Genomic DNA, 13,120 nt, shown 5'->3' on the forward strand with positions numbered 1-13,120 from the left:
GCCCGGTTACATTCCGAACCCGGAAGCTAAGCCTTTCCGCGCCGATGGTACTGCAGGGGGGACCCTGTGGGAGAGTAGGACGCCGCCGAACAATCATTGCGAAGAGCCCCGTGCCGGGGATACCGGTACGGGGCTTTTCTGCGTTCTGGACGATCTGTGTGCTGAGTGGCCAGATCGGGCAATTCGTCCTATGTCTGTCGGCGGGCCCTACGTTCGAGATCAGTGCGGAGTGGCTCGTACGTGGGCAGGCGCGGGCACGTGCAGGGCGTGCACAGGCCTGTCGCCGGGCCGCTTACAGGCCTTGTCGGCGTGCGCGCAGGCCGGTTGGGGGCGGCGTGAGCGGCCGGAGGAGGGGTGGTTCGAACTCCGGCGATTTTATGGGTATGATCTATCTCGTTGCCGCAGCGCAACGAGGCCCCAATAGCTCAGTCGGTAGAGCGTCTCCATGGTAAGGAGAAGGTCTGCGGTTCGATTCCGCATTGGGGCTCAGCGAAAAGGAGGGGCCCCCGCCGTTGGCGGGGGCCCCTCCTGCAGGTCCGGAGCCGCGTGGGGAGAGGAGAGCAGCTCTCCCCACACGGGCTAGTGCTTCATGGGCTCCGGGACGCGCATGGCGAGGATGGCCATGTCGTCGGAGGCGGGTTCGGCGGCGAAGCGTTCCACGGCGCGCAGGACGCGCGCGGCGACAGCGCCGGCGGTCAGCCCCGTACAACCGGCGAGTACGTCCGCGAGACCGTCGTCGCCGAGCATCCGGGTGCCCTCGCGGCGTTCCGTGATGCCGTCCGTGACGCACAGGAGGACGTCCCCCGGCTCCAGGGTGATGGTCTCCTCGTACAGTTCCAGGTCCTCCATGACGCCGAGCAGGGGCTGGGGTTCGGCGGCGGGGGTGACCGTCCCGTCCTGGCGGAGGCGGAGGGGGAGCGGATGCCCCGCGCAGACGATCTTGAGGATCGAGCTGCCGTCCTCCTGCGGCCACAGCTCTCCGTAGAGGAGGGTCAGGAAACGGCTGCGTTCGCCCTCGTCCAGGATGGCGGCGTTGAGGCGTTCGAGGACGGCGGGGCCGCCGAAGCCCTCGCGGGCGAGCAGGCGCAGCGCGTGGCGGGCGAGACCGGTGACCGCGGCGGCCTGTGGGCCGGTACCGCAGACGTCGCCGATGGCGAAGCCGTACGCGCCGTCGCGGATCGGGAAGAGGTCGTAGAAGTCGCCGCCGACCTCGTTGCCCTCGCCGGCCGCCCGGTAGATGACCTCCACCTCGACGTTCGGGACGATCGGCAGCTCCGGGGGGAGCAGGCTGCGCTGGAGCGACTGACTGATGGCCATGCGCTCCGAGTACAGGCGGGCGTTGTCGAGGGCGGCCCGGCGGGAGAGGTCCTCGGCGAGTTCGAGGATCTCCTGGCGGAAGTGGTCGTCGGTGGGCTTGCCGAGGGTCAGCATGCCGATGACCCGGTTGCGGGCGACCAGCGGCAGGACGACCGTCTCGCCGCCGACCGCGGCGGCGGTGGCCAGCGTGGTGCCGATCCCCGAGCCGATGTGCGGGGACGAGGCGAGGCCGAGGCTGCGCATGGAGGTACGCAGCGCGGCCTGGTGGGCCGCCTCGCTGGGTGCGTTCCAGATGCGGGCCCCGGGAGTGGGCACCGGGTCGGGCGGGCTGATCCTGGAGAGGAGAGCCTTGAGGCCGTCGATGCGTTCCTCGTCCTCGTGCAGGACGTACGAGAGGTACGGGTCCGAAGCGGGGTCGGCGATCGTGTAGACGGCGCACCAGGCGGCCAGGGTGGGGACCGTCATCTGTGCCATGAGGGCCAGGGTCTGGTCGCGGTCCAGGGTGCCGGCGAGCAGGTCGGAGGCCTCGACGAGGAAGGACAGGGAGCCGCGCCGCAGACGTTCGAGCTCGCCGAGGCGGGCGGACTCGACGGCGAGCGCGATGCGGTCGGCTGCGAACTGGAGGCGCAGGGCCTCCTCGTTGGTGTACCGGCCCGCGGCTTCGGCGGCGACGCCGAGGGAGCCGGTGAGGCGGCCCTCGACCTTGAGGGGGACGGTGACGACGGACCGCATTCCCGTGCCGTCGAGGAGGGGGACGGCGCCGGGGACTGCCGTCAGGTCCTCGTGCACGGCGGGCATGCGGGCGGAGCCGTACCTTCCGGTACCGGCTTCCACGGGTACGCGGGCGAAGCGCTGGCGGGCGGACGGGAGGCCGGTGGTCGCCCGTACCTCCAGTTCCGTCTCGTCGTCGGTGGCGAGCAGGAGGAACGCGGAGTCGGCGTCGAGCATGTCGCGGGCGCGTTCCACCGTGCGCTGGAGAAGTCCGTCCAGGTCCTCGGGGGCGGGGGAGCCGATGAAGACCTCGAAGGGGTCCGTGGTCCGGCCTTCGACGCCGCCGACGGTGTCCGCGGACGGCTGGCGTTGCGGGGTCTGGAGCACGGCGCGCTCGAATTCCCGCACCAGGAGGCAGACCGTGGAGGGCTCCCCCTCGCTGTCCCGTACGCGCAGATGGGAGGCGTAGACGGGGACGACGCGGCCGTCCTCGCCGCGGATGCCGTAGCTGCCCTCCCAGCGGGACATCTGGAGGGCTTCGGCGATGCCGGTGCCGATGCCCGGGGTCTGCGGCCAGGCGGTGAGGTCGGTGAGGGGCTTGCCGGTGACCTGCTCGGCGGCGTACCCGAAGAGGTCCTCGGCGTCCTCGCTCCAGGAGGCGATGGCGCCGGTGCGGTCTATCTGGACGACCGCGACGCGGATGCGGCCGTCGGCGAGCGGGAGGAGGGCGTCCGGGAGGACGGGGCCGGCGACGCGGGTGCCGACGGGGCGTTGCGGCAGGTCGAGTTGGAACCAGACGTGTTTCTGGGTGGGGCTGTACTCGACGCCCCACTTGGAGGCGAGGGCGGCGCACAGCAGGAGGCCGCGGCCGCCTTCGCGGTCCGGGCCGCCGAGGGACATGCCGGTGCCCTGGAGCGGGACCTCGCGCTCCGGATAGCGGTCGCCGACCTCGACGCGGATCCCGTCCTCGGTGAGCAGACACAGAACGTCGGCCTGGGTGCCCGCGTGGACGACGGCGTTGGTGACGAGTTCGCTGGTGAGGACGACCGCGTCGTCCACCAACTCCGAGTGCCCCCAGCCCTGGAGGGTGTCCCGTACGAACGCACGGGCAGTCGCCACCGACCGTCCGACAGGCTCGAAAGTGGCAGCCGCCCGCGCCGTGATCACAGCACTCCCCATGTGGTGTTCGTCGCTTCCCCGAGTCCTGTGCCCGTTTCTCGCGGCTTCGATACGCCCTGCCCAGGCTAGACCGTCGGCCGGGGCGGCGTGGCACTGCGTCCTTACTGCGTACGAGAAGCGGCGTCCGGGGAGGGGATGGCGCCGTCGCTGTAGGCTTCAACGATTTGACGCCGGGGGCGTCACGCCTTGACTGTCGGACACGGCGGTGCGCCAAGGTGGAAGACTGGGAACGCATTAGCAAGACCTGGGAAATACGGTCGATCCCTGCGGGAGGGACACGGTGGAGTCTGGCGTGGCGGCGCGGGGCAAGAGTTCGCGCGCAAAAGGCGGACGGTCCCGCGGCAATGGGACGACCGAGGTGGACACGGCGGCGCTGAACCGTCTGCTGGCCGCTCTGGCGTCGATGCGGGACGGGAACTTCAGGCGCCGGCTGACGGTCTCCGGCGACGGGGTGATGTCGGAGATCGCCGCCGTCTTCAACGAGGTGGCGGACCGGAACCTGCATCTGACGGGCGAGCTGGCGCGGGTACGGCGCATGGTCGGCCGGGAGGGGAAGTTGGCGGAGCGCCTGGAGACCGGGGCCTGCGAAGGGTCCTGGGCGACCGCGATCGACGCGTCGAACGCATTGGTCGAGGACCTTGTGCGGCCCGTGTCGGAGGTCGGCAGGGTGCTGTCCGCGGTGGCGGAGGGCGACCTGGAGCAGCGGATGGAGCTGCGCTCGCAGGGCGGTGACGGGAACGGGCACCCGCTGCGCGGGGAGTTCCTGAAGGTCGGCCGTACGGTCAACAACCTGGTCGACCAGCTGTCCGCGTTCACCGACGAGGTGACGCGGGTCGCCCTGGAGGTCGGTACCGAGGGCAAGCTCGGCGGGCAGGCGCAGGTGCGCGGGATGTCCGGTTCGTGGAAGGACCTCACGGACTCCGTCAACACCATGGCGTACCGGCTGACCGCCCAGGTGCGGGACATCGCGCTCGTGACGACGGCGGTCGCCAAGGGCGATCTGTCGCGCAAGGTCACGGTGCACGTGTCCGGCGAGATGCTCCAGCTGAAGAACACCGTGAACACGATGGTCGACCAGCTGTCGTCGTTCTCCTCCGAAGTGACGCGAGTGGCGCGCGAGGTGGGGACCGAGGGCGCGCTCGGCGGGCAGGCGCAGGTCCCGGGTGTGGCCGGAGTGTGGAAGGACCTCACCGATTCGGTGAACCTCATGGCCGGGAATCTGACCTCGCAGGTGCGGGGGATCGCCGAGGTGACGACGGCGGTCGCCAACGGTGACCTGTCGCGCAAGGTCAGGGTGCACGCGCGCGGCGAGGTCGCCCAGCTCGCAGAAACCATCAACCAGATGACCGAGACGCTGCGCACGTTCGCGGACGAGGTGACCCGGGTCGCCAGCGAGGTCGGCGGCGAGGGGCTGCTGGGCGGTCAGGCGCAGGTGCCGGGTGCGGCGGGTACGTGGAAGGACCTGACGGACTCGGTCAACACCGCGTTCCGCAACCTCACGGACCAGGTGCGGAACATCGCGCAGGTGACGACGGCGGTCGCCAACGGTGATCTGTCGCAGAAGGTCACCGTCGATGTGGCCGGCGAGATGCTGGAGCTGAAGAACACCGTCAACACGATGGTGGAGCAGCTGCAGTCCTTCGGTTCCGAAGTGACGCGGGTGGCCCGTGAGGTCGGCGTCGAGGGGCAGTTGGGCGGTCAGGCGCAGGTGCCGGGCGCGGCGGGTACGTGGAAGGACCTGACGGACTCCGTCAATACGGCCTTCCGCAACCTCACCGGGCAGGTGCGGAACATCGCGCAGGTGACGACGGCGGTCGCCAACGGTGATCTGTCGCAGAAGGTCACCGTCGACGTCTCCGGCGAGATGCTGGAGCTGAAGAACACCGTCAACACGATGGTCGACCAGCTGTCCGCGTTCGCGGACCAGGTGACGCGGATGGCCCGGGACGTGGGTACCGAGGGGCGGCTCGGCGGTCAGGCACGCGTCGACGGCGTCAGCGGTACGTGGAAGGAACTCACCGACTCCGTCAACTTCATGGCCGGCAATCTGACGTCGCAGGTGCGGCAGATCGCCCAGGTCACGACCGCGGTGGCGCGCGGTGACCTGTCGCAGAAGATCGACGTGGACGCGCGCGGCGAGATCCTGGAGCTGAAGAACACCATCAACACGATGGTCGACCAGCTGTCCGCGTTCGCGGACCAGGTGACCCGGGTCGCCCGCGAGGTGGGTACCGAGGGGCGGCTGGGCGGTCAGGCCCAGGTGCCCGGCGTCGCCGGTGTGTGGCGCGACCTGACGGACTCGGTGAACGGCATGGCCGGGAACCTCACCGACCAGGTGCGCAACATCGCGCAGGTCGCCACCGCGGTGGCGCGCGGTGACCTGTCGCAGAAGATCGACGTGGACGCGCGCGGCGAGATCCTGGAGCTGAAGAACACCCTCAACACGATGGTCGACCAGCTCTCCAACTTCGCGGAGCAGGTTACCAGGGTGGCCCGCGAGGTGGGCACCGAGGGGATGCTCGGCGGGCAGGCCGAGGTGCAGGGCGTCAGCGGTACGTGGAAGGACCTCACCCAGTCCGTGAACTTCATGGCGAACAACCTCACCTCGCAGGTGCGGAACATCGCCGAGGTCACCACGGCCGTCGCCAAGGGCGACCTGTCCAAGAAGATCACCGTGGACGCGAAGGGCGAGATCCTGGACCTCGTCACGACCGTGAACACGATGGTCGACCAGCTTTCGAACTTCGCCGACGAGGTGACGAGGGTGGCCCGCGAGGTGGGCACCGAGGGAATCCTCGGCGGCCAGGCCCGGGTGCGTGGAGTCACCGGCATCTGGAAGGACCTCAGCGACAACGTCAACACCATGGCGAACAACCTGACGTCGCAGGTGCGGAACATCTCACGGGTGTCCTCCGCGGTCGCCAACGGCGATCTGACGAAGAAGGTCACCGTGGAGGCGCGCGGCGAGGTCGCCGAGCTCGCCGACACCGTGAACACCATGGTCACGACCCTGTCGTCGTTCGCGGACGAGGTCACGCGAGTGGCCCGGGAGGTGGGCACGCAGGGCGAGCTGGGCGGCCAGGCACGCGTACCCGGAGTCGCCGGTACGTGGAAGGACCTCACCGAGTCCGTGAACTCGATGGCGTCCAACCTGACCGGCCAGGTGCGGCAGATCGCCACCGTGACCACGGCCATCGCACGCGGCGACCTCACCAAGAAGATCGACATCGACGCGCGCGGGGAGATCCAGGACCTCAAGGACACCATCAACACGATGGTCGACCAGCTCTCCTCGTTCGCTGACCAGGTGACGAGGGTGGCCCGCGAGGTGGGCACCGACGGGCAGTTGGGCGGCCAGGCGCGGGTGCGGGACGTCGACGGCACGTGGCGGGACCTGACGGAGTCCGTGAACGAGATGGCCGGGAACCTGACCCGTCAGGTGCGCGCCATCGCGAAGGTCGCCACCGCGGTGACCCGCGGTGACCTGAGCCTGAAGGTCGACGTGGACGCGGCCGGCGAGATCCAGGAGCTGCAGGACAACATCAACACCATGATCGCCAACCTGCGTGACACCACCCTCGCCAACGAGGAGCAGGACTGGCTCAAGGGCAACCTGGCCCGCATCTCCGGGCTGATGCAGGGCCGGCGCGACCTCGACGACGTGGCCTCGCTGATCATGAGCGAGCTGACGCCGGTGGTCTCCGCGCAGCAGGGCGCGTTCTTCCTGGCGATGCCCACGGGCGCCGCCGCGGTCAAGGGCGCCGAGGTCGGGGCGGAGGCGGACAGCCCGTACCAGCTGCGGATGCGCGGGAGCTACGGGTACACCGCCGGTGCGATGCCGACCGTCTTCCGGCCGGGGGAGACCCTGATCGGGACGGCCGCGGAGGAGAAGCGGACCATCCAGGTGAAGGTGCCGCCGGGGTACCTGAGGATCTCCTCGGGTCTCGGCGAGGCGCCCCCGGCGCACGTGATCGTGCTGCCGGTGCTCTTCGAGGGGCAGGTGCTGGGTGTCATCGAGCTGGCGTCGTTCCAGCCGTTCACGCACATCCAGAAGGACTTCCTCAACCAGATCGCGGAAATGATCGCGACCAGCGTCAACACGATCAGTGTCAATACGAAGACGGAAGTGCTGCTGGAGCAGTCGCAGGAGCTGACCGAACAACTGCGGGAGCGCAGCGAGGAGTTGGAGAACCGGCAGAAGGCGCTCCAGGAGTCCAACGCGGAACTGGAGGAGAAGGCGGAGCTGTTGGCGCGGCAGAACCGCGACATCGAGGTGAAGAACACCGAGATCGAGGAGGCCCGGCAGGTGCTGGAGGAGCGGGCCGAGCAGCTCGCGGTCTCCATGCGCTACAAGTCCGAGTTCCTGGCGAACATGTCGCACGAGTTGCGCACCCCGCTCAACTCGCTGCTGATCCTCGCCAAGCTGCTCGCCGACAATGCCGACGGGAACCTCTCCCCGAAGCAGATCGAGTTCGCCGAGACGATCCACGGGGCCGGTTCCGACCTGCTCCAGCTGATCAACGACATCCTCGACCTGTCCAAGGTCGAGGCGGGCAAGATGGACGTCTCGCCGACCCGGATCGCGCTCGTCCAGCTCGTCGACTACGTGGAGGCCACCTTCCGGCCGCTCACCGCGGAGAAGGGGCTCGACTTCTCCGTACGGGTCTCCCCGGAACTGCCCGCGACCCTGCACACCGACGAGCAGCGCCTCCTCCAGGTGCTGCGCAACCTGCTGTCCAACGCGGTGAAGTTCACCGACACCGGGGCCGTCGAGCTCGTCATCCGGCCCGCCAGCACGGACGTACCGCACGAGATCCGCGAGCAGTTGCTCGAAGCTGGGTCGCTGCGGGACCCGGACGGCGACCTGATCGCCTTCTCGGTCACCGACACCGGCATCGGCATCGCGGCCAGCAAGATGCGGGTGATCTTCGAGGCGTTCAAGCAGGCCGACGGCACGACCAGCAGGAAGTACGGCGGCACGGGCCTGGGCCTGTCCATCAGCCGGGAGATCGCCCGGCTGCTCGGCGGTGAGATCCACGCGGCGAGCGAGCCCGGCCGGGGGTCGACGTTCACGCTGTACCTGCCGCTGCACCCGAGCGAGCTGCCGCCCCAGGGCTACCCGCAGCTCTCCCCGGGCGGCCTCGAACTCCCGCGTCGCGCACCGGCGGAGGAGCGTGGAACCGCGGAGGCCTCCCGTGCCGCGTACGACCTCGGTGCCCTGAGGGACGAACCGCAGACGGGTCCGGCCGGGCTGTTCCGGCGTCGGCGCAAGGCGATCGGCGCCGCGGAACAGCGGGCGGCGCTGCCCGGTCAGCCGGCGGCGGCCCCCAGTGGATCGACGCCGCAGGAGCCGTGGGCGGGTCAGGGGACCGGAGAGCACGGGCAGGAGACGGCACCGGAGGAACGGCGCTCCTACGGCTTCTCCGGCGAGAAGGTGCTGATCGTCGACGACGACATCCGCAACGTCTTCGCCCTGACCAGCGTCCTGGAGCAGCACGGCCTTTCGGTGCTGTACGCGGAGAACGGGCGCGAGGGCATCGAGGTCCTGGAGCAGCACGACGACGTGACGCTGGTGCTGATGGACATCATGATGCCGGAGATGGACGGGTACGCGACCACGACGGCGATCCGCAGGATGCCGCAGTTCGCCGGGCTGCCGATCATCGCGCTGACCGCCAAGGCGATGAAGGGCGACCGGGAGAAGGCCATCGAGTCGGGTGCCTCCGACTACGTGACGAAGCCGGTGGACCCCGATCACCTCCTCGGTGTGATGGAGCGGTGGATGCGTGGTGAGGGGTGACCCCTGCCGCCGTGCGGTCGTCGCGGTGACCGTACGGTGGTCGGGTGCGGACGTCGGACCGGGCTCCGCGTGCACCGGCCGTCGTGCGTGACGGCCGGTCGGGGGCGGTCGTGCTGACGGAGTGTGGCCGGCCGCGTGTGAGAGCGCGGTAGTCGGGGAACCTTCTGGTTTCCCGATGCGTTTGAGCTACGTGCACAGTGACATCGCGGTGACAGGGTGTGGCGACCGGCGGGGTACAGCTACCATGACCGGCACAAGGACGGGCGACGCAAGGGAGTCGTCCTCCGGGGCGGCGCCCGGTGCACTGCCGGGGCGAGGAGGACGGGCCATGGTGCAGAAGGCCAAGATCCTCCTGGTCGATGACCGGCCGGAGAATCTGTTGGCGCTGGAGGCCATTCTCTCTGCGCTGGATCAGACACTGGTGAGGGCATCGTCAGGGGAGGAAGCGCTCAAAGCACTGCTTACTGATGACTTCGCGGTCATTCTGCTGGACGTTCAGATGCCGGGCATGGACGGCTTCGAAACCGCCGCGCACATCAAGCGCCGGGAGCGGACGCGGGACATCCCGATCATCTTTCTCACCGCGATCAACCATGGTCCGCATCACACCTTCCGGGGCTATGCGGCGGGCGCGGTGGACTACATCTCGAAGCCGTTCGACCCCTGGGTGCTGCGCGCCAAGGTCTCGGTCTTCGTCGAGCTGTACATGAAGAACTGTCAGCTGCGGGAGCAAGCGGCCCTGCTGCGTCTCCAGTTGGAGGGCACGAACCGGGCGGACGTAGGAGCGGTCAAGGAGCCGGCCGGGCTGCTGGCCGAGCTGTCGGCCCGTCTCGCGGCGGTCGAGGAGCAGGCGGAGGCGCTGTCCAAGCAGCTCGACGACGACTCGGCGGACGCCGCGGCCGTCGCCACCGCCGCCCACCTGGAACGCAAGCTCACCGGGCTGCGCCGGGCGCTCGACGCGCTCGAACCCGGCACCGGCGGTACGGGAACGCTTCCCTCGCAGAACTGACGGCACCGAACACGTCACGGCCCCGCTTCTGGCGACACGTCAGGGACGGGGCTGTCGCACGTGCCCGTCGCCCGTCGGCGCCGACCCCGCGTCAATTCCGTACGGCGCAAAGGGCGACACGGAAGGGTGAAGCAGGAGGCACACGTGTCCCGGGACGACTCCACCGGTAACCTCTTGCCCCATGGCCTCACGTACGTCCGGCAAGGGTTCTCAGGGCACGACGGGCACCGCCAAGCCGCGCGCCGGCCGTACGCCGGGCGCTGCGAAAAAGGCGGCACCCGCCAAGTCCATGGCGAAACCCGCCTCGAAAGCTCCCGCGAAGAAGACCGCCGCCCGGAAGCCCCCGGCGAAGAGGGCTCCCGCCAAGAAGGCGGCCAGGCCCGCGCCCCGGCCCGCGCCGTCCCCCACGGGGGGCGTGTACCGGCTCGTGCGCGGGGCGTATCTCGGTGTCGCGCACGGGGTCGGCGCCATGTTCCGCGGCATAGGGCGTGGCGCGAAGGGACTCGACCCGGCGCACCGCAAGGACGGCCTCGCACTGCTGCTGCTCGGTCTCGCGCTGATCGTCGCCGCCGGTACCTGGGCACAGTTGCGCGGTCCGGTCGGAGATCTGGTGCAGCTGCTGATCACCGGCGCGTTCGGCCGGCTCGACCTGCTGGTGCCGATTCTGCTCGGCGTCATCGGCGTGCGGCTGATCCTGCACCCGGAACGGCCCGAGGCCAACGGGCGGATCGTCATCGGTCTCTCCGCGCTGGTCGTCGGGGTGCTCGGTCAGGTACACATCGCGTGCGGCTCGCCGGGGCGCGGTGACGGCGGCGAGGCGATGCAGGACGCGGGCGGGCTGATCGGCTGGGCCGCGTCCAAGCCGTTGACCTTCGCGATGGGCGAGGTCCTGGCCGTACCGCTGCTGCTGCTCCTGACCGTCTTCGGGCTGCTCGTCGTCACGGCGACGCCGGTCAACGCGATTCCGCAGCGGCTGCGACTGCTCGGGATCCGGCTCGGCGTCATCGAGCCGAGGCCCGGGGAGCGTGGCCTCGCCGACTTCGCGGGGGAGGACGACGAGCGGTACGACGAGCAGTGGCGCGAGGCGCTTCCAGCGGGCGCGCAACGTCCCGCCGCGCGCCGGAGCGAGGTGCGCGACCACGACCCGGACCTGGCGGAGGAAGAGGCGCTCGGACGCCGTCGCAGGCCGCGCAGGGCGTCCTCCGTGCAGCCGTCGACGTACGGCCGTCCGCAGGACGCGGTGGACGTGGCGGCGGCCGCCGCCGCCGCGCTCGACGGGGCCGTGATGAACGGGCTGCCGCCGTCGCCGGTCGTCGCCGACCTGACGCAGGGGGTCTCGCAGGAGCCCGAGCGGACCTCCTCGGTGCCCCCGGCACGGGAGGCCGTGCGGCCGGCGGCGGAGGCACCGCCCGTCGAAGCGGCCACGCCCGCAGAAGCTCCGCCGGCCCCGGAACGGCCGCGTCCGGGCGTACGCAAGGATCTGGCGGGCGCGCCCCGCAAGGCCGCCGACCTCACCAAGGCGCCGCCCGAGGTGCCGGACGTACTGCCGGCGCGGGCCGAGCAGCTCCAGCTCTCCGGGGACATCACGTACTCGCTGCCCTCGCTGGACCTGCTGGAACGCGGTGGTCCCGGCAAGACGCGCTCCGCCGCCAACGACGCGGTCGTGGAGTCGCTGTCCAACGTCTTCATGGAGTTCAAGGTCGACGCGGCCGTCACCGGCTTCACCCGCGGCCCGACCGTCACCCGGTACGAGGTCGAGCTCGGCCCGGCCGTCAAGGTCGAGAAGATCACCGCGCTGACCAAGAACATCGCGTACGCCGTGGCGTCCCCGGACGTACGGATCATCTCGCCGATCCCCGGCAAGTCCGCCGTCGGCATCGAGATCCCCAACAGCGACCGCGAGATGGTCAACCTCGGCGACGTGCTGCGGCTCGCGGATGCCGCCGAGGACGACCACCCGATGCTGGTGGCGCTCGGCAAGAACGTCGAGGGCGGCTACGAGATGGCCAATCTCGCGAAGATGCCGCACGTCCTGGTGGCCGGTGCGACCGGTTCCGGAAAGTCCTCCTGCATCAACTGCCTGATCACCTCGATCATGGTGCGGGCGACCCCGGAGGACGTACGGATGGTCCTCGTCGACCCCAAGCGCGTCGAGCTGACCGCCTACGAGGGCATCCCGCACCTGATCACCCCGATCATCACCAACCCGAAGCGCGCCGCCGAGGCGCTGCAGTGGGTCGTACGGGAGATGGACCTGCGCTACGACGACCTGGCGGCGTTCGGCTACCGGCACATCGACGACTTCAACGCGGCCGTGCGCAGCGGCAAGCTGAAGACGCCGGAGGGCAGCGAACGGGAGCTGCAGGCGTATCCGTACCTGCTGGTGATCGTCGACGAGCTCGCGGACCTGATGATGGTCGCTCCGCGCGACGTGGAGGACTCCATCGTCCGCATCACCCAGTTGGCCCGCGCTGCCGGAATCCATCTGGTGCTCGCCACGCAGCGCCCCTCGGTGGATGTCGTCACCGGCCTGATCAAGGCGAACGTGCCCTCCCGGCTCGCCTTCGCCACCTCCTCGCTCGCCGACAGCCGGGTCATCCTCGACCAGCCCGGCGCCGAGAAGCTGATCGGCAAGGGCGACGGGCTCTTCCTGCCGATGGGGGCCAACAAGCCGACCCGTATGCAGGGCGCCTTCGTCACCGAGGACGAGGTCGCGGCCGTCGTCCAGCACTGCAAGGACCAGATGGCGCCGGTCTTCCGCGACGACGTGGTCGTCGGCACCAAACAGAAGAAGGAGATCGACGAGGACATCGGCGACGACCTGGACCTGCTGTGCCAGGCGGCGGAGCTCGTGGTCTCCACCCAGTTCGGGTCGACGTCGATGCTCCAGCGCAAGCTGCGCGTGGGCTTCGCGAAAGCGGGCAGGCTCATGGATCTGATGGAATCGCGGAGCATCGTGGGGCCGAGCGAGGGGTCGAAGGCACGCGACGTTCTCGTGAAGCCCGACGAATTGGATGGCGTACTCGACGTGATCAGGGGAGAGTCTCCTTCGTAGGGCCCGATGGGCCGTACGACTCCATGGGAGTCACTCGTACGAGAACAGA

4 protein-coding genes, 1 tRNA gene and 1 rRNA gene are annotated in these 13,120 nt (G+C 69.7%); 5 read left to right on the forward strand and 1 reads right to left on the reverse strand.

The features are described 5' to 3' along the window. Together rrf and HNQ79_RS03105 are read left to right on the forward strand one after the other, a co-directional pair. Window positions 1-91: ribosomal RNA gene (gene rrf / locus HNQ79_RS03100) — 5S ribosomal RNA — on the forward strand; the annotation flags it as partial. Between the two features lie 323 nt (window positions 92-414). Continuing rightward, a tRNA-Thr gene (locus HNQ79_RS03105) sits at window positions 415-487 on the forward strand. 92 nt (window positions 488-579) lie between these two features. On the opposite strand, the gene HNQ79_RS03110 is transcribed toward HNQ79_RS03105, so the two are convergent. Beyond that, the gene (locus HNQ79_RS03110) at window positions 580-3,195 is read right to left on the reverse strand and encodes a SpoIIE family protein phosphatase (protein WP_373312480.1); all 2,616 of its coding nucleotides are present in this window, start codon (window positions 3,193-3,195) and stop codon (window positions 580-582) included. A gap of 292 nt (window positions 3,196-3,487) precedes the next feature. Here HNQ79_RS03110 and HNQ79_RS03115 point away from each other — a divergent pair, with 292 nt between their 5' ends. The 3 genes from HNQ79_RS03115 (at window position 3,488) to HNQ79_RS03125 (ending at window position 13,071) form a co-directional block, all read left to right on the forward strand. Further along, window positions 3,488-9,007, forward strand: a complete 5,520-nt coding sequence (locus tag HNQ79_RS03115; RefSeq protein ID WP_229923224.1) for a HAMP domain-containing hybrid sensor histidine kinase/response regulator — start codon at window positions 3,488-3,490, stop codon at window positions 9,005-9,007. 328 nt (window positions 9,008-9,335) lie between these two features. Then, the gene (locus HNQ79_RS03120) at window positions 9,336-10,016 is read left to right on the forward strand and encodes a response regulator (protein WP_185026633.1); all 681 of its coding nucleotides are present in this window, start codon (window positions 9,336-9,338) and stop codon (window positions 10,014-10,016) included. Between the two features lie 181 nt (window positions 10,017-10,197). Next, window positions 10,198-13,071, forward strand: a complete 2,874-nt coding sequence (locus HNQ79_RS03125) for a DNA translocase FtsK (protein WP_185026635.1) — start codon at window positions 10,198-10,200, stop codon at window positions 13,069-13,071. The last annotated feature ends 49 nt before the right edge of the window (window positions 13,072-13,120 follow it).

It is taken from the genome of Streptomyces candidus (genome assembly GCF_014207445.1).
GTDB lineage: Bacteria > Actinomycetota > Actinomycetes > Streptomycetales > Streptomycetaceae > Streptomyces > Streptomyces candidus.

What these genes read in the sequence shown, in the direction of transcription:
- HNQ79_RS03120 (WP_185026633.1), top strand. Translation starts at nt 9,336, where the DNA reads ATGGTGCAGAAGGCCAAGATCCTCCTGGTCGATGACCGGCCGGAGAAT.
- HNQ79_RS03125 (WP_185026635.1), top strand. Translation starts at nt 10,198, where the DNA reads ATGGCCTCACGTACGTCCGGCAAGGGTTCTCAGGGCACGACGGGCACC.